Here is a 24,071-nt window from a genome sequence, read left to right on the forward strand (position 1 = left end):
CTTCGGTGCGCAGCGGGTTGATCTCCGAGACCGCGCCGACGAACGTGGTCTTGCCTACTCCGAAGCCACCGGCCACCACGATCTTCGCGGAGGTCGTGGCGCGGTCGGCGCTGCCACTAGAGCTTCCGAAGTCCACTGAGCACCCTTTCGAGCAGTGTCACATCCGGCGTACCACCGGACTCGCCGCTGCCGCCCGGCTGGTGGATCGCCACCATGCCGGCCTCCGCCAGGTCCGCGACCAGGATCCGCGCCACGCCCAGGGGCATGTTCAGCAGCGCGGAGACCTCCGCCACCGACTTGACCTCCCGGCACAGGTGGCAGATCCGCTGGTGCTCGGGAAGCAGGTTCCCGAGGTGCGCCGGGTCGGCCGTGGAGCTGACCAGTGCCTCGATGGCGAGCTGGTAGCGCGGCCGGGTCCGGCCGCCCGTCATGGCATAGGGGCGGACCAGCGGCTGGTCGCCTTCACTCCCGTACGGCGTGTGGTGAGCGGCGCCGTACGGGCCGGGCGAGGCGGGCGGGGTCATGAATCCTCCGGGCGGGACAGCAGGAAGGCAATAATGCCGTCGAGCGGGGGCCGGTGGGAGCTTCGGCCGTACGGTCGGACGGGATTTGCGGTGTGTGTACGGTCAGTTCAGCAGGCTTCCCTGCAGTTCGGCGCGGAGGTCGGGCGTCAGGACGTTGCCCGCGCGGTCGACCAGCAGGGCCATCTCATAGCCCACCAGGCCGATGTCGCACTCCGGGTGGGCGAGGACGGCCAGTGAGGAGCCGTCCGAGATGGACATGATGAAGAGGAAGCCGCGCTCCATCTCCACCACGGTCTGGTTGACCGCGCCCCCCTCGAAGATCCGGGACGCGCCGGCCGTCAGCGAGGTCAGGCCGGAGGCCACCGCCGCCAACTGGTCCGCACGGTCCCGCGGAAACCCTTCGGACATCGCCAGCAGCAGTCCATCGGCGGACACCACCACCGTGTGGGACACCCCCGGGGTGTTCTCCACGAAGTTGGTGATCAACCAGTTCAGATTCTGCGCCGCCTGGCTCATCGGGCTCAACTAACGCTCCTGCTGGTAGGTGGGGCCGGGGTGATGGCTTCCGGTGGCCGGGCCGGTGCCGGCCTGACGTCCCTGCTGAATGCCCCGGCGCAGATTGGTCAGTCGGCCGCGTACGTCATCGGGCGCACGCGAGATCTGCGGACCGGTCGGCTGGGACTGCTGCTGGGCCGCGCCCTCGACGAGGTTGGCGCGCGGCACGCGCCGGGGCAGCCCGGACGGGGTGGTGCCGCCCGCTGCGGGCTCGCGGACCTGCTCGGCCCGGCGCCAGCGCTCGTCGTTGGCGGTGTCGTGCCAGGTGTCCTGCGGGCCCGGGGGCTGCTGGAGGGACTGGCGCGGTTCGCGGCGGGGCAGTCGGCGCGGGATCTCGGCGGGCTGCTCCGGCACGGACGCCCGGCTCTCGCCGGCCGCACCGCGGAACCAGTGCGACTCCAACTCCTCGAACACCGGGGTCCGTCCGTCGCCGGGGCCGGCGGGCGGCAGCTGGGCCGCCTCCGGCTCGGGCTCGGCCGGCGGCAGGGCGAACTGGCCGGTGGTGTCGGGGAGTCGGTGCTGGCCGGTGCCCTCGGACGGCCGCTCCGCCGACGGGAGCTGGGGGAACTCGGCGGTGTCGCCCGGGCCGTTGCCCGGTGGGACGCCGAACTCGCCGGTGGCGCTGTTGTCCGGCGCGGGCACCGCGGTGAGGCGGGGGAACCCGGTGGTGCCGTCGGGCTCGGCGCCGCGCGGGGTGCCGTCGGGCAGGGCGAACCGGCCGGTGGTGTCGGAGTCCTGGGCCTCGGCCGGTTCGGGGCGGGCGAACTGGCCGGTGGTGTCGGGGAGTCGGTGCTGGCCGGTGGCCTGGGAGGGCCGCTCCGGCGACGGGAGCCGGGGGAACTCGCCGGTGTCGCCGGGCCCGCCGCTCGGCGGCACGGCGAAGCGGCCGGTGCTCTCCACGTCCTCATGACCGCGCGGGGTGTCCTGGGCGGCCCGCGGGGAACCGTCCGAGGCCAGCGGCCAGTCGTCCACCGGGGCGGCCTTGGGGGTCGCCGGCGGCTGGTCGCTGCCCCAGCTGGGAGCCGGGCGGCCGGGCTGGTCGGCGTCGGCCGCGCCCCGCGTCGGCAGCTGCGGACGGCGCCCGGCGCTGCCCACCGGCCTGATCGCGGCGGGTCCCTTGCCGCCTCGGGGCAGGAGCGGCGGGCGGCCCTCGGCGCCCGAGTGGTCCGTGCCGCGCGGCGGGGTGTCGAAGAGGCTGCGGCCGCCCGAGCCGCTGCCCGCGCCCGCACCGGGGGCGGGCCCGGGCTGCGGCCGGGTCGGCAGGCCGCTGGGGGTGGTGGCGGGTTCGGCCGTGGTGCTGCGGCCCGACAGGGCGGGCCGGGGGCCGGGGCCCGGAACCTGGGGGCGGCCGGGCGCGGAACCCAGCGGGCCACCCGGCGCGCCGCCGGCGCCGGGCACCGCGGGAGCGCCCGGGGCCGGCTTCTTGCCGCCCTGGGCGACGTCCACCGGAAGCATGACCAGCGCGGTGGTGCCGCCCGAGTCGGACGGACGCAGCTGGATGCGGATGCCGTGCCGCAGGGACAGGCGGCCGACCACGAACAGGCCCATGCGCCGGGACACCGAGACATCGACGGTCGGCGGGCTGGCCAGCCGCTCGTTGATCGCGGCCAGGTCGTCGGGGGAGAGGCCGATGCCGGTGTCATGGATCTCGACCAGCACCCGCCCGTCCGGCAGGGCATGACCGGTGACCTTGACCTTGGTCTGCGGCGAGGAGAAGGAGGTTGCGTTCTCCAGCAGCTCGGCGAGCAGGTGCACCAGGTCGTTGACGACGCGGCCGGCCACCTCGGTCGGCGGTACTCCGGTCAGCTCGATGCGCTCGTACTGCTCCACCTCGGAGGCGGCGGCGCGCAGCACGTCGACCAGCGGCACCGGCCGGGTCCACCGGCGGCCGGGCTCCTCACCGGCGAGGACCAGGAGGTTTTCGCCGTTCCGGCGCATACGGGTGGCGAGGTGGTCGAGCTTGAACAGCGAGGACAGCTGGTCGGGGTCGGCCTCGCGGCTCTCCAGCTCGGAGATGAGCGAGAGCTGACGCTGGATGAGGCCCTGGCTCCGGCGCGAGAGGTTGGTAAACATCGCGTTGACGTTGCCCCGCAGCAGGGCCTGCTCGGCGGCGAGCCGGACCGCCTCGCGGTGCACCTCGTCGAAGGCCGCGGCCACCCTGCCGATCTCGTCCCGGCTGTGCACACCGACGGACTCGACGGTGGTGTCGACGTCCTGGGGGTCGCTCTCGGAGAGCTGCTTGACCAGCTCGGGCAGGCGCTCCTGGGCGACCTTCTGCGCGGTGTCCTGGAGCCGGCGCAGCGACTTGACCATGGAGCGGGCCATCACGAACGCGCCGACCAGCGAGATGCCGAGGACCAGCACGATCAGCGCACCGTTGAGGATGGCTTCCTGATTGGCGTCGTCCCGGAGCGACTTGGCCTGCTGGTCCATCTCGGACAGCAGGGTGTTCTCGATCTTGGTCATCTCGGTGAGCTTGTTGCTGTCCCGGTCGTACCAGTCGCGGTAGGAGATCGGGTCGACCTTCAGCGCGCCCTTCTTGGTGAGCACGCGGTTGGCATAGGTGTCGGCCGCGGTGATCTCGACGACGCTGCCGTCGAGGGCCGCCATGAGGTCCTGGTTGTCATCGCGGCGGATGGCGCGGAAGCGCTTGAGCGCCTCGTCCTCGTTGTCCAGGGCGGACTTGCCGTACTGGAGGTCGTTGGGGGAGAGGTAGGCGCCCTGGCGGTTGGCGAGACCGGCGCTGATCACCGCGCGCTGGATGGAGGCGTACTCCTTGGCGTTGGAGAAGGCCGCCAGCGCCCGGGTCGCGGAGATCATCTCGCTGTTGCTGGTGGCCTGGGCCATGTCCTGGGAGAGGGACAGCAACGAGACGATCAGGCCGTCGTATTCATTGACCGACTTGGCGATGTACTCGGAGTCCTTGTACGCCCCGTCCCGGACATCCTTGATCTTGTCGAGCTGCTTGCTGATGTCGACCAGGGTGGTGGACACGCCGACCATCGTCGAGTCGCCGGCCTTGACCTGGCCGGTGACCTCCTTGAAGGACTTGATGGCCAGGTCGGTCTTGTGCCGGGGGGCGACGACGTCGTCGTCCTTGTCGTTCTGCTTGGTCAGCGGGCCGGCCGACTTGTCGCGCTCCTCCTGGAGCGCGTTCGCGAGGTCGGTGGCCCGGCCCGTCATCTCCGTGAGGAGCTTCATGTGGTCGAGCTGGTCGACATTGTCGAGCGAGGTGTTGACGGCCAGGACGCCCAGGGTCGTCGCGGCGGCGACGGGCAGGGCGAGCAGGGAGACCAGTCGGGTGCTGATGCGCCAGTTGCGCAGGGCTATTCGTGCGCCCGGCCCGCTCGGCTCCTTCGCCTTCGGCCGCTCGGCGGCGGGCTCGCCGCCGAGCGGCGCGGCGCCATCGGCGCCGGCGCTGCCCGCCGTGCCGCGGTCGGTCGCACCGTGCGGCTCCGGCTCCGCCGCAGCGCTGCCATCCCTCTTGAAACGTCCCTGCACTAGCGTCGCAACCTCTGGACCAGGCGCCCCACCGGATGAGCGGAGGGACGGTGTCGAGTCGTGGGGGGACCGCGGTGCCCCCCTGGCGGTCCGTGGAATTCCAGCACAGTGCCGGATCGGTCAACAAGGCCGGTGCATACAACGGCACTCGGGGTGACGGTGGGTGCGCATGGGGTTGCGATACGTGGGGGGTTCACTCCGCAATATTGGACATTTGCCTATGAGTTCCCCAATGGTGCTCGGGAGTCGATCGGTGTCCCAGTCGCCATGATCGGGAGCGGAACGTCAGGTTCGGCCCTGCAATGTCCGTTTCGCGATGACGTGTGGAGTGCCTGTTTCGCGGCATTTTTCGGTAACTTCGTGAGCAAGCTCACAGGTGACCCTCGGCTTTTCCGGCGTATCGGTGGGGAAAGGCGCGCCTAGCCTGAACTTTTGCACGGCCCAAGGCACCGATATATACGGCCCAAGGCACCGAATATGACGACAACGCGAGGCATCCCGCAGTGAAGACGACCATGCCCTCCCGCAAGACCGCCAACCCGCGCCGCACCACGCTGGCGCACCTCGAGGACACCCAGGGCCTCTCCGGGGCCGAGCGTCCCGAGCACGCCATGGAGTTGCCGTCCGTCACCGCCAACCCGCGCCGCACCACCCTGATGACCGCGCCGTCCTGGACGCCCCAGAGTTGATCACGCGGCGCACGGGGCACACCCGCCCCCCGCGATAGCCTGGAGCGTCAGACTCCGGCCGGATCAGATAGGGGCAGCAGCTTCCCGTGCGCATCGCCAGATTCTCCCTCGAAGGCAATGTCGCCTTTGGTGTCGTGGAGGGGGACGCCAACTCCGAAGGCGGCCCCGTCCTCGACATCATCAAGGGACACCCGTTCGCCGAATTCGAGCGCTCCGGGCAGAAGATCCCGCTGGACAAGGTGCGGCTGCTGCCGCCCGTCCTGCCCAGCAAGGTCGTCGCCATCGGCCGCAACTACGCCGAGCACGCCGCGGAGCTGGGCAACACCATCGTTGACGATCAAGGGCGTCCCGAGGCCCCGGTCGCCTTCTTCAAGCCGTCCACCGCGGTCATCGGCCCCGGCGACCCCATCGTCTACCCCACGTTCTCCAACGAACTGCACCACGAGGCCGAACTGGCCGTGGTCATCGGCCGGATGTGCCGCGAGGTCCCGCGCGAGCGCGTCAAGGACGTCATCCTCGGCTACACCTGCGCCAACGACATCACCGCACGCGACGTCCAGCGGCGCGAGAAGCAGTGGGCCCGGGCCAAGGGCTTCGACACCTCCTGCCCGCTGGGCCCCTGGGTGGAGACCGAACTCGACCCCGGCGACCTCGGCATCATGTGCACCGTCAACGGCGAACAGCGCCAGCTCGGCCGCACCGCCGACATGGTGCGCTCCATCGAGGAGCTGATCGTCCACATCACCGAGGCGATGACGCTGCTCCCCGGCGATGTCGTCCTCACCGGCACCCCGGCCGGGGTCGGCCCCCTGAACGTCGGCGACGAGGTCGCCGTCACCATCGAAGGCATCGGCACTCTCACCAACAAGGTGATCAAGCGTGGCTAATGGATCCGTCCGCGTACGTTTCTGTCCCTCCCCGACCGGCAACCCTCATGTGGGCATGGTCCGCACCGCCCTGTTCAACTGGGCGTTCGCCCGCCACCACGGCGGCACCCTGGTCTTCCGCATCGAGGACACCGACGCGGCCCGCGACTCGGAGGAGTCGTACCAGCAGCTGCTCGACTCGATGCGCTGGCTGGGCTTCGACTGGGACGAGGGCCCCGAGGTCGGCGGCCCGCACGCGCCGTACCGCCAGTCGCAGCGGATGGACATCTACCGGGACGTCGCCGCCAGGCTGCTGGAGCGCGGCTTCGCCTACAAGTGCTACTGCACCACCGAGGAACTCGACGCCCGCCGCGAGGCCGCCCGCGCCGCCGGCCGGCCCTCCGGCTACGACGGCCAGTGCCGTGAGCTCTCCGCCGGGCAAATCGCCGGGTACGAGGCCGAGGGCCGCACCCCCATCGTCCGCTTCCGGATGCCCGACGAGCCGGTCACCTTCACCGACCTGGTCCGCGGCGAGCTGACCTTCACCCCGGAGAACGTGCCGGACTTCGGCATCGTCCGCGCCAACGGCGCCCCGCTCTACACGCTCGTCAACCCCGTCGACGACGCGCTGATGGAGATCACCCATGTGCTGCGCGGCGAGGACCTGCTCTCCTCGACGCCCCGCCAGATCGCGCTCTATGCCGCACTCGCCGAGATCGGCGTCGGCAACGGCAGCACCCCGCGCTTCGGTCACCTGCCGTATGTCATGGGCGAGGGCAACAAGAAGCTCTCCAAGCGCGAACCGCAGTCCTCCCTCAACCTCTACCGGGAGCGCGGCTTCCTCCCACAGGGCCTGCTCAACTACCTTTCCCTGCTGGGCTGGTCGCTCTCCGCCGACCAGGACATCTTCTCCATGGCGGAGATGGTCGCGGCCTTTGACATCGAGGACGTCAACGCCAACCCGGCCCGCTTCGACCTCAAGAAGGCCGAGGCGATCAACGCCGATCACATCCGCCGGCTGGACATCAAGGCGTTCATCGAGGCCTGCGACCCCTGGCTCAGGGCCCCGCACGCCAACTGGGCGCCCGAGGCCTTTGATGCGGATGCCTTCGCGGCACTGGCCCCGCTGGCCCAGACCCGCCTCACCGTCCTCTCCGACATCACCGCCAATGTCGACTTCCTCTTCCTCGACCAGCCGGTGGAGGACGAGGCGTCCTGGGCCAAGGCGATGAAGGAGGGCTCGGACGCCCTGCTGCGCACCGCCCGCGCGAAGCTGGGTGACCTCGAGGGCGCGGCGTGGAACGCCGATGCCCTCAAGGCCGCCGTCGTCGTCGCCGGCGAGGAGCACGGTCTCAAGCTCGGCAAGGCGCAGGCCCCGGTCCGCGTCGCCGTCACCGGCCGCACGGTGGGCCTGCCGCTTTTTGAGTCCCTCGAGATCCTGGGCCGCGACCGCACCCTGGCCCGGGTGGACGCGGCGCTGGCGAAGTCGGCGGCGTAGCGGCGCCGGACGGGGATACCGTCGGTGTCATGGCAATACGAGCCGTCCTCTGGGACGTCGACGACACCCTCTTCGACTACACCGGGTCCGACCGGACCGGTGTGGCGCGCCATCTCGAGGCCGAAGGCCTGCTGTCGCGGTACGACACCGCGGAGCAGGCCTTCGGCCTCTGGCGTGAGGTGATGGAGGCGCAGTTCGCGCGCTTCCTCGCCGGGGAGATCGACTTCCGGGAGCACCGCCGTGAGCGGGTGCGGGCCTTTCTGGACGCGCCTCTCCGCAATACGGAGGCCGATGCCTGGTTCGCCCGTTACGTCCGTCATTACGAGGCCGCCTGGGCCCTCTTCCCGGATGCCCGGCCCGCCCTGGACGCCCTCACTCCGCACTTCCGGCACGCGGTGCTCTCCAATTCCGCCACCGTGTACCAGGAGCGCAAGCTTCGTGCGCTGGGGCTGCGGCGGCACTTCGAGCGGGTGGTGTGCGCGGACCGGCTGGGCTGCGCCAAGCCGGATCCCCGGGCGTTCCACGCCGCCTGCGCCGCGCTGCGGCTGCCGCCCGGCGAGGTGGTGTACGTGGGCGATCAGCTGGACACCGACGCGATCGCGGCGCACCGGGCCGGACTGTGCGGGGTGTGGCTGGATCGTGCGCGCGGCGCGGAGGTGAACACCGTGCCGGACGGTGTGTGGCGGATCGAAGGGCTTGAGGAGCTGCCTGAGCTGCTGTGGCGGGTTATCGGTTTTGGAGCCCCGTCCACCTTCGGGTAATGTTCTTCCTGCGCCGCCCAGGAGGGCCGAGAGGCCGGAGCGGAGGGCGCAAGCCGAGCAAGACCCCTTCAGGGGGGTCGAGTTCTGGTGGGGTATGGTGTAATTGGCAGCACGAGTGATTCTGGTTCACTTAGTCTAGGTTCGAGTCCTGGTACCCCAGCAAGAGAATTCAGCGAATTTCTTTCGGGGATATTCTCTTGGTAAATGCAGTGTTCTAGCCCCCGTTGTGTAGCGGCCTAGCACGCCGCCCTCTCAAGGCGGTAGCGCCGGTTCGAATCCGGTCGGGGGTACAGATCCTGAATCCATCACCATCCGGAATTTCAATTCGGAGGCGATGAGAATGGATCGCTAGGGCCCCCGTTGTGTAGCGGCCTAGCACGCCGCCCTCTCAAGGCGGTAGCGCCGGTTCGAATCCGGTCGGGGGTACTGGTTAACACCATGGGCTATGGTGTAATTGGCAGCACGAGTGATTCTGGTTCATTTAGTCTAGGTTCGAGTCCTGGTAGCCCAGCGCTGGTCTTCGCGATCTGCAAACAAGCTGGCCCCCGTTGTGTAGCGGCCTAGCACGCTGCCCTCTCAAGGCAGTAGCGCCGGTTCGAATCCGGTCGGGGGTACAAGAAGAAAAGATGCCTTTCGCATGAGCGAGGGGCATCTTTTGCTGTCCGGCCAGTGGTCCATGCGCCCTTCTCGCGGCTTCGCCCCGGCGCCATAATTCCCCGCATGGTCCATCCCCATGGCGCGGACCGCGGCGAGCCCCGCACACCGGGTGAATCCCCCTCGCCCGGCGGCGAGTTGGCGCCTGCCGCGTCAGCAGGCCCGGCCGGCGCGGGAGTTCGGCTCCGCCGGTGCCCGTCCACCGCGCCGGACGCCTTGACATCGGCTCATTCGGGGAGCGTCGAAGTGGATCCTCTTGTCGGCCCGGCCGAACTGGTCGTCGTCCCTACCCATCGTCCACCCGGGCTGCGCCTGGCGGGAGCCGTCGACGCCGCCTCGTGCCGGCAGCTCAGGGACGCCCTGCGATCCCTCGCGGCGGTGCGTGGTGAGGTGCGCCTGGAGATGTCCCGGGTGGAATTCCTGGACCTGGGCGGACTCCGGCTGTTGATGACCTTCGCCAGAGCCCGGGCCGCCCGGCACCGCACCGTCGAGCTGTCCGGCCTGGCGCCGCAGCTGATGCAGGTGATCACGCTGATCGGCTGGGACCGGACCCCCGGGCTCCGGCTGGCGGCGGCGCGCCCTGGTGTGCGGACCGGTGTGCGCCGCCCCGTACGCGCCGCCCGGGACGCCGGGCTGCTGTGACGTCCGGATTCCGGACGGCCGCTAGCCGGGGGCGAACCGCCGGGCCGACTCCTCCGCGTGTGCCAGTCTGCGCAGACTCAGCAGCACCGGCTCGTACAGCACGGTCAGGGCGACGGCCGCCTCGATCTGGCCGGCCCGGGTGGGGTGCTCCTCCACCAGGTCCAGGTCGGTGACGGCCAGCTCGGCGGCGAGCCGCCCATAGGGCAGCAGATGCTCGGTGTCGCAGGGGTAGCCCAGCCTGGCCAGCGCGGAGACCGAGGTGACGAGCATCCGGTAGGCGGGGGAGTACTCGCCGAACCCGGGTGTGCAGTGCCAGCCCAGCCGCTCCAGCAGCGCGTCCACCGAGCGGCGTGCCGCCCCGGCCGCCGCGTCGTCCGCGGCGGGCCCGGCGTCGTACGGCAGCGCCCAGGTGGCCGCGCCGAGCCGCATGTGGTGGTCCAGTGACTCGTCCTCCGCGGCGGCGATCACCTCGCGCGCGGCGGCCACCGGGACCTTGCCGATCTGGATCAGCGCCCGCACCAGGCGCAGTCGGCGCAGCTGGTCCTCGCCGTACTCGGCCTGGGTGGCGGAGAGCCGGCGGCCGGGCTGGAGCAGCCCCTCCCGCAGGTAGTACTTGATCGTGGCGGTGGACACCCCGCTGCGCTCGCTCAATTCCGCCAGCCGCATCCCTTGCACTCCCTCTCTGGATAGTGGCATTATCCAAGCATGGATAGTGCCACTATCCAAGAAAAGGGAGGGATTTTCGCATGGATACAGCACCGATAGCCGGGCGGGTCACGGCGGCGGCCGAGGGTGAGGTGGTCGTCTTTCTCATCGGCATGCGCATCAACCGGTGGCGTGCCGTGCGCCACTGGATTCCCGCCTTCGCCGCCATGTCGCGCATGCTCAGGGAGCTCTCGCGCGACAAGGGCAGCGGGCTGCTGGGGTATCGGCTGTATTCCGGCGGGCCCCGGGTCCATACCGTCGTCCAGTACTGGGAGTCGCGGGACAAGCTGCTCGCCTATGCCTCCGACGGACAGCGGGAGCACCGCCCCGCCTGGGCGGCGTTCAACCGCCGGGCGCGCGGCAGTGCGGGGAAGGTCGGCATCTGGCACGAGACCTACCTCGTCCCGGCGGGTTCGTATGAGGTGCTCTACAGCGGCATGCCGGCCTTCGGGCTCGGTGCGGCATGGGGTGTCGAGCCCGTTGCCCGGCGCGGGGAACGGGCCGCCCAGCGGCTGGCGCACCGCGCGGGGTGATCAGCCGTTGCGGCGCAGCGCCTCGGTGAGGCGGACGGCCGCGTCGAGGACCGCCTGGGCGTGCATGCGGCCCGGGTGGCGGGTCAGGCGCTCGATGGGGCCGGAGACCGAGACGGCCGCCACCACGCGGTTGGACGGGCCGCGCACGGGGGCGGAGACCGAGGCGACGCCGGGCTCGCGCTCGCCGATCGACTGGGCCCAGCCCCGGCGCCGGACGCCGGAGAGCGCGGTCGCCGTGAAGCGGGCGCCCTGCAGGCCGCGGTGCAGCCGCTCGGGCTCCTCCCAGGCCATCAGCACCTGGGCGGCGGAACCGGCCTTCATCGGCAGGGTGGAGCCCACGGGAACGGTGTCCCGCAATCCGGACAGGCGTTCCGCGGCGGCCACGCAGATGCGCATGTCTCCCTGGCGCCGGTAGAGCTGGGCGCTCTCGCCCGTCACATCCCGCAGATGGGTGAGCACCGGCCCCGCCGTGGCCAGCAGCCGGTCCTCGCCGGCCGCCGCCGCCAGCTCGCTCAGCCGGGGGCCGAGGATGAACCGGCCCTGCATGTCGCGCGCCACCATCCGGTGGTGCTCCAGTGCCACCGCGAGCCGGTGGGCCGTCGGGCGGGCCAGCCCGGTGGCGGTGACCAGCCCGGCCAGGGTCGCCGGACCGGACTCCAGCGCGCTCAGCACCAGTGCCGCCTTGTCGAGAACGCCCACACCACTCGAGGAGCCGCCTGAATTGTCCATGCAACGATCCTCGCGTCTCACACTATGAAACGCAAGTTCATATTCTGGCGCGAGGGTCCAACCTGTACGGACAGCACTCCAACGGCAATCGAATGGGCCGGCGGTGCGTCGGCCGGAGGGACAGCGATGGGACGGACACTCGCGGAGAAGGTCTGGGACGACCATGTCGTCACGCGCGCGGCGGGCGAGCCCGACCTCCTCTTCATCGATCTGCACCTGCTGCACGAGGTCACCAGCCCGCAGGCGTTCGACGGGCTGCGCCAGGCCGGGCGCCGGGTCCGCCGCCTCGACCTGACCATCGCCACCGAGGACCACAACACCCCCACCCTCGACATCGACAAGCCCATCGCGGACCCGGTCTCCCGCACCCAGTTGGAGACCCTGCGCGCCAACTGCGCCGAATTCGGGGTGCGGCTGCACCCGCTGGGCGATGTGGAACAGGGCGTCGTCCATGTGGTGGGACCGCAACTGGGACTCACCCAGCCCGGCACCACGGTGGTCTGCGGCGACAGCCATACCTCCACCCACGGCGCCTTCGGCGCGCTGGCGTTCGGCATCGGCACCAGCCAGGTCGAGCATGTACTGGCCACCCAGACGCTGCCGCTGGCGCCGTTCCGGACGATGGCGGTCACCGTCGAGGGCGAACTCCCCGAGGGCGTCACGGCCAAGGACCTGATCCTGGCCGTCATCGCACGGATCGGCACCGGCGGCGGCCAGGGCCATGTCATCGAATACCGCGGCCCGGCCATCGAAAAACTGTCGATGGAGGCGCGCATGACCGTCTGCAACATGTCCATCGAGGCGGGCGCCCGGGCCGGCATGATCGCCCCCGACGAGACCACCTTCGCCTACCTCAAGGACCGTCCGCACGCGCCCCGGGGTGCCGACTGGGACGAGGCCGTCGCCCACTGGCGCACCCTGCGCACCGACGAGGACGCCGTCTTCGACCGCGAAGTGGTCATCGACGCGGCCGGGCTCTCCCCGTTCGTCACCTGGGGCACCAACCCGGGGCAGGGCGCCCCGCTGTCCGCCACGGTTCCCGACCCGGCCTCGTACCCGGACCCCTCGGACCGCTTTGCCGCCGAAAAGGCCCTGGAATACATGGGGTTGACGGCGGGTCAGGCGCTGCGGGAGATCCGGGTGGACACCGTCTTCGTGGGCTCCTGCACCAATGGCCGGATCGAGGACCTGCGGGCCGCGGCCGCCGTGTTGCACGGCCGGCAGGTCGCCGACGGGGTCCGGATGCTGGTCGTCCCCGGCTCCGTACGCGTGGCACTGCAGGCCGTCGAGGAGGGCCTGGACAAGGTGTTCACCACCGCCGGGGCCGAGTGGCGGCACGCCGGCTGTTCGATGTGCCTGGGCATGAACCCCGACCAACTCGCGCCGGGCGAGCGGTCCGCGTCGACCTCCAACCGCAACTTCGAAGGCAGGCAGGGGAAGGGCGGCCGTACCCACCTGGTGTCGCCCCAGGTCGCCGCCGCCACCGCGGTGCTGGGCCATTTGGCCTCACCCGCCGACCTCACCACCGACCCCGTCCTGGCGGCCTGATCGCGCAGAGCACCCTACCGCAGCCCCCGAGGCGGCGAAGAGGGAAGGAGCAAGCACCATGGAAGCTTTCACCACCCACACCGGCCGGGCCGTCCCGCTGCGCCGGAGCAATGTGGACACCGACCAGATCATCCCGGCGCACTGGCTGAAGAAGGTCACCCGCGACGGATTTGAGGACGGCCTCTTCGAGGCCTGGCGCAAGGACCCGGAGTTCGTGCTCAACCGGCCCGAGCGCGCGGGCGCCTCGGTCCTGGTGGCCGGCCCCGACTTCGGCACCGGCTCCTCTCGCGAACACGCGGTCTGGGCCCTGCAGAACTACGGGTTCAAGGCCGTTGTCTCGGCCCGCTTCGCCGACATCTTCCGCGGCAACTCGCTCAAGAACGGTCTGCTGACGGTCGTCCTGCCGCAGCGGACCATCGATGAGCTGTGGGCGCTGACCGAGGCGGACCCCACCGTGCCGGTGACGGTGGACCTCGTCGCCCGTCAGGTTCGGGCCGAGGGCATCACGGCTGATTTTGAGCTTGACGAGAACGCCCGGTGGCGGCTCCTGGAGGGGCTGGACGACATCGGACTCACCCTCCGGCGCGAGGCGGACATCGCCGCGTACGAGGCCCGTCGGCCCTCCTTCAAGCCCTCCACCGCCCTGATCTGAAGCGGGTTTTCACGCCCGTTCGGCCCACCGCGCCACCGCTGTGCGACCCCGGATTTTCACTGCTCACCCAGGGTTTGACATGATGCGCCCCTTGTCTGCGGACAAGGGGCGCATCACTCTGTTGAGGCCCCGTGAGGCGACAACTCGCCTCAGATGGCACAATCGGTGCATGGGACGCGACAGCCAACTCGAGCTCTACCGGCTCGTCGCCGACCAACTCAAAGAAGCGCACTCACGGGTGCGCGCACTGCAAGTCCCGGAGGGCGTACGGGTGGCGCTGTCCCGGAAGCTGCTGGCCATCACGGCCGTGGCGAAGCACGATCTCTCAGACGCGGCAATGCGTCTGGACCGGCTGATGAACGACCTCGACGAGGGCCGTTTCCCTTCAGAACGCGGCACCGACGGAACTCCGTGATGGGTCGGGTTCGTTGCGGCACAAGGGTGATTAGACCGTTTCGTGTTTGATTTGCGGTATATATCTGCCTAATGTGCGAAAAGGCTGGAACAATTCCAGCGAAGTCTCCGAAGGGGAAGACGTGAACAAGGCGCAGCTCGTTGAAGCGATTGCCGACAAGCTCGGTGGCCGTCAGCAGGCCTCGGACGCTGTCGACGCGGTACTCGACGCCGTTGTCCGTGCGGTTGTTGCCGGTGACCGGGTTTCGGTCACCGGCTTCGGCTCGTTCGAGAAGGTTGACCGCCCGGCCCGTTACGCCCGCAACCCGCAGACCGGTGAGCGCGTGCGGGTCAAGAAGACCTCGGTGCCGCGCTTCCGCGCGGGCCAGGGCTTCAAGGACCTGGTGGCCGGCACGAAGAAGCTGCCGAAGGGCGGCGAGGTCGCGGTGAAGAAGGCGCCCAAGGGCAGCCTTTCGGGCGGCAAGGCCACCGTCAAGGCGGCGGCGAAGAAGGCCACCGCGAAGAAGACGGCGGCGAAGAAGGCCGTCACCGCCAAGAAGGCGGCGATGAAGAAGACCACGGCCAAGAAGGTCACCGCGAAGAAGACCACCGCCAAGAAGGCCGTCACCGCCAAGAAGGCGGCCGCCAAGAAGACGGTGACGGCGAAGAAGGCCGCCGCCAAGAAGGCGGTGGCGAAGAAGACCGCTCCCGCCAAGAAGGCCACCGCGCGCAAGACCACCACGCGCAAGACCACCGCCAAGAAGGCCGCCGCCAAGAAGAAGTAACGGCAGCGAACGGCGTCATGCGCCGGGCCGGGCTCCCTCCGGGGAGCCCGGCCCGCGGCATGTGGAGGGCAGCACCAAGGGTGTTGTACGCCCCGTGGGCGCCCGTAGCGGCCTTCAGAGGGTCGAGAGCGTCACCAGGGTCACCCGGAGGCCCTGCGCCCCTTTCCCGGAGGCCCCTTCAGGGACCTCCGCGGTGTCGGGCCCTTCGCATTCGATGCGCACCCGTTGCCCGGGACGCAGCAGCCGCAGACCGCCCGCGTCGAAGGCGGCGGCGTCGAACGGCACCGGGGTGCCGTCGTCCAGGAGCACGCTCCCGGAGCGGGTCCGAGGGTCGTAGGTGTACGCGGTGGCCTGCATGCCGGAAGCTTAGCCAGTGCCGCGTCAGCCGGGGTTTGCCCGTAAGGAGCGGCGTCCGGTGCGTGCTCTCGGCGTGCCGGCCGGAAGACTCGTACTGGACGTACTTGGACGTACTTGGGCTTTCGGCCGGTGCGGCGAGAGGGCGTGCCGGGCGTCACGACGGGGCGAACCCCGGCTGACGCGGCACTGGGGCCGCGTCAGGGGCGGCCGGCGCGGGCGCCGCCGGCCGCGGCCGCCGTCCGGGGACCCACGCCGAGTGCCAGGGCCACCCGCAAATCCGCCTCGGTGTCCACGTCCTGGCGCACGGATTCGACCCCCGCCAGCTCGATTTCCCGTGCTCCGGAAGCACGGTGCCGGGCGCGTGAGTGCCCTTCGAACGCCGGCTCCAAAGCATTTCCGGGAGCCGCCGCGAGCAGCGTCGTTCCGATTCCCGCCGCATCGGCGAGAAATGCGCGCGGAAATTCGGCGGCGGAATCGAGCACCCGCCCGAGTTCGGCCGGACGCAGCGCCGGGAGATCCGCGTTGAGGGTGGCGACCGCCGAGTGCGGCCACCGTGCCCGAACGGCACGGGCCCCGTGCGAGAGCGCCGCGTTCAGCCCGCCGCCCGGTGGCTCGGCCACCGTCCACGCGCCGAGCGCGGAGAGTTCCGCCCTGGCCAGCAGATCGTTCGTGACGACCGCCACATCCCGCACGGACCCACAGGCCAGCGCTGCATCGACGGTGTCCAGGGCGAAGGCCAGCGCCAGCGCGGACCGTGGGGCGGCCACCGCGGTCCGTGCGAGGCGGCTCTTGGCCACGGCCAGCGATTTCAGCGGCACCACCAGGCTCCAGGCCACCCTGCGCCCCCTCTCCTCGTGTCGGCCCCATTGTCACCCGCATTGTCACCCGCTGCCGCGGCCCCCCGCAGAGCACAGGGTTACGGTGTTCTCGACAGACCGGGTATCTGGGGCGACACTTGTCCGGCTCCCGGGTGAGCTACAGACCCGCGGAAGCTTCCATGTCCCGGCAGAAGGGTGTCCGAGTGTCCCGCCACAGAATCGGCTTCTGGTACCGCTTTACGGCAGTGGTGCTGAAACCGCCACTCGTGGTTCTGTTCAAGCGGGACTGGCGGGGAATGGAGCACATTCCGGCCGACGGCGGATTTATTACCGCGGTCAACCACAACTCCTATCTGGACCCGCTGGCATACGCCCACTACCAGTACAACACCGGGCGCGTGCCCCGCTTCCTGGCCAAGGCCGGCCTCTTCAAGGGCAGCCTGGTCGGGGCGGTACTGCGCGGGACCGGGCAGATCCCCGTCTACCGCGAGACCACCGACGCCGCCACCGCCTTCCGGGCCGCCGTCGAGGCCATCAACAAGGGCGAGTGCGTGGCCTTCTACCCCGAGGGCACCCTGACCCGCGACCCCGGTCTGTGGCCCATGGAGGGCAAGACCGGAGCCGCCCGCGTCGCCCTGCTCACCAAGGCCCCGGTGATTCCGGTCGCCCAGTGGGGAGCCCACCAGGCGATGCCGCCGTACGCCAAGGAGAAGAAGCTGCGGCTCTTCCCCCGCAAGACGTTCAGGGTGCTGGCTGGCCCGCCGGTCGACCTCTCGGCGTACTACGGCAAGGATCCGACCGCCGAGGTGCTGCGCGAGGTCACCGACAAGATCATGGCCGCGATCACCGAACTCCTCGCCGAACTCCGGGGCGAGCCCGCCCCCGCAGAACCGTACAACCACCGGAAGGCCCGTGCCGCCGCCCGCCGGAAGGCACAGGAGGACTCCAAGTGACGCGCTGCGCCGTCTTCGGCACCGGCTCCTGGGGCACGGCCTTCGCCATGGTGCTCGCCGACGCGGGCTGCCGGGTGACCATGTGGGGCCGCCGGGCCGAGCTGGTGGAGGCCCTCAACACCGGCCGCACCAACCCCGACTACCTGCCCGGCGTCGAACTCCCGGCGGCCGTACGGGCCACCACCGATCCCGCCGAGGCGGCGCGGGACGCGGAGTTCACCGTACTCGCCGTGCCCTCCCAGACGCTGCGCGGCAACCTCACCGCCTGGGCACCCCTGCTCGCCGCGGACACCGTGCTGGTCTCCCTGATGAAGGGCGTCGAACTCGGCACCGCCAAGCGGATGAGCGAGGTCATCGAGGAGGTCGCCAAGGTCACACCGGACCGGGTCGCGGTGCTCACCGGTCCCAACCTGGCCAAGGAGATCGCCGCCCGGCAGCCCGCCGCGGCCGTCGTCGCCTGCCGCGACGAGGCCGTCGCCAAGCGGCTCCAGGCCGCCTGCCACACCGCGTACTTCCGCCCGTACACCAACACCGATGTGGTCGGCTGTGAACTCGGCGGCGCCGTCAAGAACGTCATCGCCCTCGCCGTGGGCATCGCCGACGGCATGGGGCTCGGGGACAACGCCAAGGCCTCGCTCATCACCCGCGGCCTGGCCGAGACCACCCGGCTGGGGCTGGCGATGGGCGCCGACGCGCACACCTTCGCCGGGCTGGCCGGGATGGGCGACCTCGTCGCGACCTGCTCCTCGCCGCTCTCCCGCAACCACACCTTCGGCACCAACCTCGGCCGGGGCATGACCCTCGCCGAGACCATCGCCACCACCAAACAGACCGCCGAGGGCGTCAAGTCCTGTGAATCCGTGCTGGATCTGGCCCGCCGTCACCGGGTGGACATGCCGATCACCGAGACCGTGGTGGGCATCGTGCACGAGGGCAAATCCCCCATGGCGGCCCTCAAGGAGCTGATGTCGCGCAGCGCCAAGCCCGAGCGGCACTGAACCTCGGGCCGTTGCCGACGGCCCACCAGGTAGTCTCAAGCCGATATGAGCAGCGAGACCTCCTCCCAGAGCCCTGACCGGAAGCCGCGTGTCGCGGTCGTCTTCGGCGGTCGCAGTTCCGAGCACGCGATCTCCGTGGTCACCGCCGGCGCCGTGCTGCGCGCCATCGACCGCACCAAGTACGACGTGCTGCCGATCGGCATTACCACCGACGGCCGTTGGGCCCTCACGGCCGACGACCCCGAGCGGATGGCCATCGCCGACCGAGCGCTGCCGAGCGTGGAGCAGCTCGCCGAATCGGCCGAGGGGGAAGTGGTGCTGCCGGTCGCCCCCGCCAACCGCGAGGTCGTCTACAGCGAACCCGGCTCCGTGCCCAAGGCGCTCGGCGAAGTCGACGTGGTCTTCCCGATGCTGCACGGCCCGTACGGCGAGGACGGCACCCTCCAGGGCATGCTCGACCTCGCGGGCATCCCCTATGTCGGCGCGGGCGTGCTCGCCTCGGCCGTCGGCCAGGACAAGGAGTACATGAAGCGGATCTTCATCTCCTACGGGCTGCCGGTCGGCCCGTATATGGTGATCCGCCCCCGCGAATGGCAGGGCGATCCCGCCGCCGCCCGGAAGAAGATCGTGGACTTCGCCGGCGAACACGGCTGGCCGGTCTTCGTCAAGCCCGCGCGCGCCGGTTCGTCCATCGGCATCACCAAGGTCGACGACCTCTCCGGCCTGGACGAGGCCATCGCCGAGGCACAGCGCCACGATCCCAAGATCCTGGTCGAATCGTTGTTGCGCGGCCGCGAGATCGAGTGCGGGGTGCTGGAGTTCGAGGACGGGCCGCGGGCCAGCGTGCCCGCCGAGATCCCGCCGGTCCAGTCGCACGACTTCTACGACTTCGAGGCCAAGTACATCGACTCCGCCTCCGGCATCGTGCCCGCGCCGCTGACCGAGGACGAGACGCGCCGGGTGCAGGAACTGGCCGTGCAGGCCTTTGAGGCGACGTCCTGCGAAGGGCTGGTGCGCGCGGACTTCTTCCTCACCGAGGACGGCGAGTTCGTCATCAACGAGATCAACACCATGCCCGGTTTCACGCCCATCTCCATGTACCCGCGCATGTGGCAGGAGAGCGGGGTCGGTTACCCGGAGCTGGTGGACCGGCTGATCCAGGCGGCGCTGCGCCGCCCGACGGGCCTGCGCTAGGAGATGATCCCTTCGGGGATCGTCTTCCTGACGGCGTCGGCGAGGTCGGCCAGCGCACCGATGTCGCCGACGCCGCCGGTGACCTGCTTCGGCAGCGTCACCTCGACCCAGGCCTCGCGCAGGGTGGTGGTGCAGCGGACGCTGCCGTCGGGCTGCTTCTCGGGCAGCCAGTCGACTCCGTCGATCTCCGCCGCGTCCGCGGCCGGGTTGTGCTGCAGCAGCTTCGGCTTCGGGACCCCGCAGCGCAGGACGATCGCCGGACGGCCGCCCCAGGCGGCGGTAAAGTCCGAAGCAGGAACCGGGTCGTGCCGCTCGCGGCCGTCCACGGTCCCCGGCAGTTCCTTGTGCAGCGCCCGGCAGAACGCGGCCTCGGCGGCCGGCGGCGTGGGTGCCGCCGGCGCCGCGGGCTCGCCCGGGGCCGAGCAGGCCACGGCCGTCAGCAGCAGGGCCACGGCGGACAGGCCGAGGGGCCGGTGGAGCGAAGACTTCACCGGCCGAGCATACGGGGGGACTAGAGGTGGACCACCGGGCAGGTCAGGGTGCGGGTGATGCCCTCGACCTGCTGGACCTTGGCGACCACCATGCGACCGAGCGCGTCCACGGTGTCGGCCTGGGCGCGGACGATGACGTCATAGGGACCGGTGACGTCCTCGGCCTGGATCACTCCTGTGATCTTCGAGATGACTTCGGCCACGGTCGACGCCTTGCCGACCTCGGTCTGGATCAGGATGTACGCCTGTACCACGGAACCTCCAGGGCGGCTACGAGGATCATGTGGGGAGAAGAGACGCCACCGTACCGCGCCGCCGTACGACACGGGGAGACCCGCGCGGCCTGCGCGGCGCGGATCACGTGCAAACCGAGACTCCGAGGAGGAGCGCTGTGAAAGGCACCGTCGGCGAGTTGGGGGAGTTCGGGCTCATCAAGGAGCTGACCTCCCGGCTCACCACCACACCGGCGGTCCGGCTGGGGCCGGGGGACGACGCCGCGGTGGTCGCGGCGCCCGACCGGCGGGTGGTGGCCAGTACGGACGTGCTGCTGGAGGGGCGGCACTTCCGCCGCGACTGGTCCACCGCCTATGACGTCGGCCGCAAGGCCGCGGCGCAGAACCTCGCCGACATCGCCGCCATGGGCGCGGTCCCCACCGCCGTGCTGCTCGCGCTCGTCGTCCCGGCCGAACTGCCCGCCACCTGGCCCGTCGAGCTGATGGACGGCATCCGTGACGAGTGCCAGGTCGCGGGGGCCGCGGTGGTCGGCGGGGACGTGGTGCGCGGTGAGACGATCACCGTCGCCATCACGGCCCTGGGCGACCTGCGCAACCATGAGCCGGTCACCCGGGCCGGTGCCCAGCCGGGCGACGTGGTCGCGGTCACCGGCTGGCTGGGCTGGTCGGCGGCCGGGCTCGCGGTGCTCTCCCGGGGCTTCCGCTCGCCGCGCGCCTTCGTCGAGGCCCACCGGCGGCCCGAACCGCCGTACCACGCCGGACCGGCCGCGGCCTCGCTCGGGGCCACCGCGATGACCGACGTCAGCGACGGCCTCATCGCCGACCTCGGGCACATCGCGGAGGCCAGCAAGGTCCGCATCGACCTGCGCACGGCCGCAATCGATGTGCCGACGCAGATGTCGGACATCGGGCAGGCCGTCGGCGTCGACCCGCTGCAGTGGGTGCTGACCGGGGGCGAGGACCACGCGATCGTGGCCACCTTCCCGGCGGACGTCAAGCTTCCGGCACGCTGGAAGATCATCGGCGAGGTGGTCAACCCTTCCGCGCTGCCCCAGGTGACGGTGGACGGCGCACCCTGGGACCGGTCGAGCGGCTGGGACCACTTCGGGGACCAGGAGCCCGAGGAGTGAGCCGGTAGATTCGCCACCATGCCGACGACCGCGATATCTCCGTCACCTCCCCGCGTGCTGACCGTCGCCGGCTCCGACTCCGGCGGGGGTGCGGGCATCCAGGCCGACCTCAAGACCATGCTCGCCCTCGGGGCGCACGGGATGAGCGTGGTCACGGCGGTGACGGCGCAGAACTCCCGTGGTGTGCAGGGCGCCTGGCCGCTGCCCGCGGCGGTGGTACGGGCCCAGTTCCACAGCGTCGTCGACGACATCGGGGTCCAGGCCGTCAAGACCGGCATGCTCGCCTCCGCCGAGCTGGTGGAGACCGTCGCCACCCTGCTCGCGGGCGTGGACGCGCCCGTGGTGGTCGACCCCGTGGGCATCTCCAAGCACGGCGACCCACTGCTGGCCGCCTCCGCGCTGGACGCGGTCCGGACCAGACTGCTGCCCGTCGCCACGGTCGCCACCCCCAACCTGGACGAGGTCGCCTGGCTCACCGGCGTACGGGTCGCCACGGAGGCCGGTCTGCGCCGGGCGGCCGCCGCGGTGCTGTCCCACGGGCCGCGCTGGGCGCTGATCAAGGGCGGGCATCTGGCGGCCGGGAGCGAGGCCGTGGACCTGCTGACGGACGGCGCCGAGGAGCACTGGCTGCGGGCACCGCGCCATGCCAACCGCCATACCCACGGCACCGGCTGTACCCTGGCGAGCGCGATCGCCGCGGAGCTGGCGAAGGGGCGCTCGGTGCCGGACGCGGTGGCCACGGCCAAGGAATATGTCACCGGGGCCATCGCCGCCGGTTTCCCGCTGGGTGCGGGGATCGGGCCGGTGGACCACGGGTGGGCGCTCAGGGGCCGCTGAACCGATTGCGGGCCGGTTCCGGTGCGGGCCGGTTCCGGGCATGCGAAAAGCCGGTCCCGGGAAGGGACCGGCTCCAGCAACCGGGTGGGGCTGCGCGACTGGCGCGAGACCGGATCACCCCCGCTGACGCGGGACAGACCTCGCTGTTAGCGCGAGACCTTGCCGGCCTTGATGCACGAGGTGCAGACGTTGAGCCGCTTCGGCGTCGCACCGACCTTGGCACGCACCCGCTGAATGTTGGGGTTCCAACGGCGGGAGGTACGGCGGTGCGAGTGCGAGATGCTGTTGCCGAAGCCCGGCCCCTTGCCGCAGACGTCGCAGTTGGCAGCCACGGGTTACTCCAAAGACGGGTCACCCCCGCTCACGCAGGGACGACAGGCACGTACGGTGAATCCCTGCGCGCCGAGATCCCAGTGAGTGACCGGCGGTTCAGGGAGATGGCCTGATTCTCATCAGGCAACCGGAGCAGCATACAACGACCGCTCCCGGACAACGAAACTACCATGACCGGCCCGGATCCCGCCCGGCCCGTCCGCCGGGCCTCCCGGCCCGACTACTGTGCCCCCATCGCCCCAGTCCCAGGAGGTCACAGGTGCCGCACTCTTCCCCGGACTTCGTCCGGGGGCGCCCCCTCGACGCCGCCGCGGTACGTGCCTGGTGCGCCCTGGCGCTGGAGGCGCTCGGCCGGGCCCGCGAGGAGATCGACGCGATCAACGTCTACCCGGTCGCGGACGGCGACACCGGAACCAACCTCTATCTGACCGTCGAATCCGCCGCCCGGGCCGTCGAGGCCGTCTTCGAGGGCCATGCCACCGCCGGACCCGGCTCCCGCCCCGGCCTGCCCGAGGCCGTACGGGCCATGGCCCACGGCGCGCTGATAGGGGCCCGCGGCAACTCCGGCACCATCCTGGCGCAGCTGCTGCGCGGCATGGCCGAGGTGCTGGCGGCCGCCGGTGACGAGCGTCACCGGGGCGCCGGCGGCGCGATCGGGGCCGCCCTGCGGCGCGCGGTCGAGTCCGCCTACGAGGGGGTGGCCCGCCCGGTGGAGGGCACCATCCTCACGGTCGCGACGGCCGCCGCCGAGGCCGCGACGGCGGTGCCGGGCGACGACGGTACGGCGGTGGCCCGCGCGGCGTACGAGGGCGCCCGTACCGCCCTGGCGGCGACCCCCGGCCAGCTGGCGGTGCTGGGCCGGGCCGGAGTGGTCGATGCGGGCGGCAAGGGCCTGGTCGAGGTGCTGGGCGCGCTCTCCGGCGCCCTCGCGGGCGGCGCCCCGGCGCCCGGCGAGGGCCCGGCCACCGGCGCCTGGCGGGCCGAACGCTGCCCCGCCGACCTCGGGGGTGTCCCCGGCGCCGGGCCCGCCTTCGAGGTGATCTATCTGCTGGAGGCCGGCGACGACGCGGTCGCCCGGCTGCGGACCCGGCTGGACGCGCTGGGCGAATCGCTGGTGGTGGTCGGCGGCGACGGGCTGTGGAACGTGCATGTGCACGTGGACGACGCCGGGGCCGCGGTCGAGGCGGGCATCGAGGCCGGGCGCCCGTACCGCGTCCGTATCACCCACTTCGGCGGCGCCACCGAGGAGCGCACCCGCACCCGCGAGCGGGTGCAGCGGGCCGCCGTGGCGGTGGTGCCCGGCGAAGGGCTGGCCCGGCTGTGCGCCGAGGCCGGAGCGACCGTGGTGGCCGCGCGGCCGGGGGAGCCGCCCGCCAGCGGCGAGCTGGTCCAGGCGATCCGGCGCGCCCACGCGCACGAGGTGGTGCTGCTGCCCAACGACGCCGAGCTGCGGCGTTGGGCGGCGGCCGCCGCGGCCCACGCCCCCCCCGAGGGCGGCCGGGGGGGCCGGATCCCCCCCCCCGCCCCCCGGCAAGCTCCGCGCGGCCAACACCCAAAACCACCGCCCCCAAAGCAACCCCCACACACGCCAGCCCCCCGCCCACAAACACACCACCCCCCCCCCACCGGGGGGTTTTGGAGGTGGTTTGTGGTGGTTGAATGACCGCACAACACCACACCACCCCCCCGCGC

At 71.2% G+C, this 24,071-nt stretch carries 26 protein-coding genes, 5 tRNA genes and 1 pseudogene; 21 read left to right on the forward strand and 11 right to left on the reverse strand.

Annotation, left to right across the window (positions count from 1 at the left end; translation table 11 throughout):
* The 4 genes and pseudogenes from ABCR83_RS28820 to ABCR83_RS28835 form a co-directional block, all read right to left on the reverse strand.
* Window positions 1–136: pseudogene (locus tag ABCR83_RS28820) on the reverse strand (ATP-binding protein); the annotation flags it as partial.
* On the reverse strand, window positions 117–524 hold the full coding sequence (locus ABCR83_RS28825; RefSeq protein ID WP_462698162.1) for a DUF742 domain-containing protein: 408 nt from the start codon (window positions 522–524) through the stop codon (window positions 117–119). The gene ABCR83_RS28825 and the pseudogene ABCR83_RS28820, both read right to left, overlap by 20 nt.
* Before the next feature lie 102 nt (window positions 525–626).
* Window positions 627–1,049 carry a roadblock/LC7 domain-containing protein gene (locus ABCR83_RS28830; protein WP_462698163.1) on the reverse strand — a complete coding sequence of 141 codons (423 nt, stop codon included), beginning with the start codon at window positions 1,047–1,049 and terminating at the stop codon, window positions 627–629.
* Window positions 1,050–4,580, reverse strand: a complete 3,531-nt coding sequence (locus ABCR83_RS28835) for a sensor histidine kinase (RefSeq protein WP_462698164.1) — start codon at window positions 4,578–4,580, stop codon at window positions 1,050–1,052.
* Between the two features lie 503 nt (window positions 4,581–5,083).
* Between ABCR83_RS28835 and ABCR83_RS28840 the strand changes: the two genes are divergently transcribed.
* The 10 genes from ABCR83_RS28840 (at window position 5,084) to ABCR83_RS28885 (ending at window position 9,690) form a co-directional block, all read left to right on the forward strand.
* Window positions 5,084–5,269 (forward strand): hypothetical protein, encoded by a 186-nt coding sequence (locus ABCR83_RS28840; protein ID WP_462698165.1) that lies wholly within the window; start codon window positions 5,084–5,086, stop codon window positions 5,267–5,269.
* Window positions 5,270–5,355: 86 nt separating this feature from the next.
* Window positions 5,356–6,156 carry a fumarylacetoacetate hydrolase family protein gene (locus ABCR83_RS28845; protein ID WP_462698166.1) on the forward strand — a complete coding sequence of 267 codons (801 nt, stop codon included), beginning with the start codon at window positions 5,356–5,358 and terminating at the stop codon, window positions 6,154–6,156.
* The gene (gltX, locus tag ABCR83_RS28850; RefSeq protein WP_462698167.1) at window positions 6,149–7,633 is read left to right on the forward strand and encodes a glutamate--tRNA ligase; all 1,485 of its coding nucleotides are present in this window, start codon (window positions 6,149–6,151) and stop codon (window positions 7,631–7,633) included. The genes ABCR83_RS28845 and gltX overlap by 8 nt, the downstream gene beginning before the upstream one ends.
* Window positions 7,634–7,662: 29 nt before the next feature.
* Entirely contained in the window at window positions 7,663–8,394 is a 732-nt protein-coding gene (locus ABCR83_RS28855) for an HAD family hydrolase (protein ID WP_462698168.1), read from the forward strand.
* An 88-nt stretch (window positions 8,395–8,482) separates the two neighbouring features.
* Window positions 8,483–8,554, forward strand: a tRNA-Gln gene (locus ABCR83_RS28860).
* 57 nt (window positions 8,555–8,611) lie between these two features.
* A tRNA-Glu gene (locus ABCR83_RS28865) sits at window positions 8,612–8,684 on the forward strand.
* A 63-nt stretch (window positions 8,685–8,747) separates the two neighbouring features.
* Window positions 8,748–8,820 (forward strand) — tRNA-Glu (locus ABCR83_RS28870).
* A 13-nt stretch (window positions 8,821–8,833) separates the two neighbouring features.
* Window positions 8,834–8,905, forward strand: a tRNA-Gln gene (locus ABCR83_RS28875).
* 30 nt (window positions 8,906–8,935) lie between these two features.
* A tRNA-Glu gene (locus ABCR83_RS28880) sits at window positions 8,936–9,008 on the forward strand.
* Window positions 9,009–9,294: 286 nt separating this feature from the next.
* Complete coding sequence (locus ABCR83_RS28885) at window positions 9,295–9,690, forward strand: STAS domain-containing protein (RefSeq protein WP_462698169.1); 396 nt, start codon at window positions 9,295–9,297, stop codon at window positions 9,688–9,690.
* A gap of 21 nt (window positions 9,691–9,711) precedes the next feature.
* Here ABCR83_RS28885 and ABCR83_RS28890 read toward each other — a convergent pair whose 3' ends face one another.
* Window positions 9,712–10,356, reverse strand: a complete 645-nt coding sequence (locus tag ABCR83_RS28890) for a MerR family transcriptional regulator (RefSeq protein ID WP_462698170.1) — start codon at window positions 10,354–10,356, stop codon at window positions 9,712–9,714.
* An 80-nt stretch (window positions 10,357–10,436) separates the two neighbouring features.
* On the opposite strand from ABCR83_RS28890, the gene ABCR83_RS28895 reads away from it, so the two are divergent.
* Window positions 10,437–10,928 (forward strand): DUF4188 domain-containing protein, encoded by a 492-nt coding sequence (locus tag ABCR83_RS28895; RefSeq protein WP_462698171.1) that lies wholly within the window; start codon window positions 10,437–10,439, stop codon window positions 10,926–10,928.
* Here the strand turns inward: ABCR83_RS28895 and ndgR are convergent, their stop codons facing one another.
* Window positions 10,929–11,657 carry an IclR family transcriptional regulator NdgR gene (gene ndgR / locus ABCR83_RS28900; RefSeq protein ID WP_462698172.1) on the reverse strand — a complete coding sequence of 243 codons (729 nt, stop codon included), beginning with the start codon at window positions 11,655–11,657 and terminating at the stop codon, window positions 10,929–10,931.
* A gap of 126 nt (window positions 11,658–11,783) precedes the next feature.
* On the opposite strand from ndgR, the gene leuC reads away from it, so the two are divergent.
* The 4 genes from leuC to ABCR83_RS28920 all read left to right on the forward strand — a co-directional run bounded on the left by leuC (window position 11,784) and on the right by ABCR83_RS28920 (window position 15,035).
* Window positions 11,784–13,205 carry a 3-isopropylmalate dehydratase large subunit gene (gene leuC / locus ABCR83_RS28905; protein WP_462698173.1) on the forward strand — a complete coding sequence of 474 codons (1,422 nt, stop codon included), beginning with the start codon at window positions 11,784–11,786 and terminating at the stop codon, window positions 13,203–13,205.
* A gap of 58 nt (window positions 13,206–13,263) precedes the next feature.
* The gene (gene leuD / locus ABCR83_RS28910; protein ID WP_462698174.1) at window positions 13,264–13,857 is read left to right on the forward strand and encodes a 3-isopropylmalate dehydratase small subunit; all 594 of its coding nucleotides are present in this window, start codon (window positions 13,264–13,266) and stop codon (window positions 13,855–13,857) included.
* A gap of 169 nt (window positions 13,858–14,026) precedes the next feature.
* Entirely contained in the window at window positions 14,027–14,272 is a 246-nt protein-coding gene (locus tag ABCR83_RS28915; RefSeq protein WP_462698175.1) for an SCO5555 family protein, read from the forward strand.
* Window positions 14,273–14,393: 121 nt separating this feature from the next.
* Window positions 14,394–15,035, forward strand: a complete 642-nt coding sequence (locus ABCR83_RS28920; protein ID WP_462698176.1) for an HU family DNA-binding protein — start codon at window positions 14,394–14,396, stop codon at window positions 15,033–15,035.
* A gap of 114 nt (window positions 15,036–15,149) precedes the next feature.
* Here the strand turns inward: ABCR83_RS28920 and ABCR83_RS28925 are convergent, their stop codons facing one another.
* Window positions 15,150–15,392: a hypothetical protein gene (locus tag ABCR83_RS28925; protein ID WP_462698177.1), complete on the reverse strand. Its 243-nt coding sequence runs from the start codon at window positions 15,390–15,392 to the stop codon at window positions 15,150–15,152.
* Between the two features lie 197 nt (window positions 15,393–15,589).
* Window positions 15,590–16,228, reverse strand: coding sequence for a 2-phospho-L-lactate guanylyltransferase (cofC, locus tag ABCR83_RS28930; RefSeq protein ID WP_462698178.1), 639 nt, complete (start codon window positions 16,226–16,228; stop codon window positions 15,590–15,592).
* A 185-nt stretch (window positions 16,229–16,413) separates the two neighbouring features.
* On the opposite strand from cofC, the gene ABCR83_RS28935 reads away from it, so the two are divergent.
* From ABCR83_RS28935 to ABCR83_RS28945, 3 genes are read left to right on the forward strand one after another with little or no spacing between them, the layout of a single operon-like run.
* Window positions 16,414–17,163, forward strand: a complete 750-nt coding sequence (locus ABCR83_RS28935; RefSeq protein WP_462698179.1) for a lysophospholipid acyltransferase family protein — start codon at window positions 16,414–16,416, stop codon at window positions 17,161–17,163.
* Window positions 17,160–18,161 carry an NAD(P)H-dependent glycerol-3-phosphate dehydrogenase gene (locus ABCR83_RS28940; protein ID WP_462698180.1) on the forward strand — a complete coding sequence of 334 codons (1,002 nt, stop codon included), beginning with the start codon at window positions 17,160–17,162 and terminating at the stop codon, window positions 18,159–18,161. The genes ABCR83_RS28935 and ABCR83_RS28940 overlap by 4 nt, the downstream gene beginning before the upstream one ends.
* A 45-nt stretch (window positions 18,162–18,206) precedes the next feature.
* The gene (locus ABCR83_RS28945; protein WP_462698181.1) at window positions 18,207–19,355 is read left to right on the forward strand and encodes a D-alanine--D-alanine ligase family protein; all 1,149 of its coding nucleotides are present in this window, start codon (window positions 18,207–18,209) and stop codon (window positions 19,353–19,355) included.
* Here the strand turns inward: ABCR83_RS28945 and ABCR83_RS28950 are convergent.
* Both ABCR83_RS28950 and ABCR83_RS28955 read right to left on the reverse strand, forming a co-directional pair.
* The gene (locus ABCR83_RS28950) at window positions 19,352–19,846 is read right to left on the reverse strand and encodes a DUF3515 domain-containing protein (RefSeq protein WP_462698182.1); all 495 of its coding nucleotides are present in this window, start codon (window positions 19,844–19,846) and stop codon (window positions 19,352–19,354) included. The genes ABCR83_RS28945 and ABCR83_RS28950 overlap by 4 nt on opposite strands.
* Before the next feature lie 20 nt (window positions 19,847–19,866).
* A complete protein-coding gene (locus ABCR83_RS28955) occupies window positions 19,867–20,100 on the reverse strand; it encodes an Lrp/AsnC ligand binding domain-containing protein (RefSeq protein WP_433023593.1) in 234 nt (77 codons plus the stop codon).
* A 137-nt stretch (window positions 20,101–20,237) separates the two neighbouring features.
* Here ABCR83_RS28955 and ABCR83_RS28960 point away from each other — a divergent pair, with 137 nt between their 5' ends.
* Together ABCR83_RS28960 and thiD are read left to right on the forward strand one after the other, a co-directional pair.
* Window positions 20,238–21,209, forward strand: a complete 972-nt coding sequence (locus tag ABCR83_RS28960; protein WP_462698183.1) for a thiamine-phosphate kinase — start codon at window positions 20,238–20,240, stop codon at window positions 21,207–21,209.
* 18 nt (window positions 21,210–21,227) lie between these two features.
* Entirely contained in the window at window positions 21,228–22,046 is an 819-nt protein-coding gene (gene thiD / locus ABCR83_RS28965; RefSeq protein ID WP_462698184.1) for a bifunctional hydroxymethylpyrimidine kinase/phosphomethylpyrimidine kinase, read from the forward strand.
* 146 nt (window positions 22,047–22,192) lie between these two features.
* Here the strand turns inward: thiD and rpmB are convergent, their stop codons facing one another.
* The gene (gene rpmB, locus ABCR83_RS28970; protein WP_199891199.1) at window positions 22,193–22,378 is read right to left on the reverse strand and encodes a 50S ribosomal protein L28; all 186 of its coding nucleotides are present in this window, start codon (window positions 22,376–22,378) and stop codon (window positions 22,193–22,195) included.
* A gap of 260 nt (window positions 22,379–22,638) precedes the next feature.
* Here rpmB and ABCR83_RS28975 point away from each other — a divergent pair, with 260 nt between their 5' ends.
* Window positions 22,639–24,042: a DAK2 domain-containing protein gene (locus tag ABCR83_RS28975; RefSeq protein ID WP_462698185.1), complete on the forward strand. Its 1,404-nt coding sequence runs from the start codon at window positions 22,639–22,641 to the stop codon at window positions 24,040–24,042.
* Window positions 24,043–24,071 lie beyond the last annotated feature (29 nt).

The sequence above is a fragment of the Streptomyces xingningensis genome, assembly GCF_054957865.1.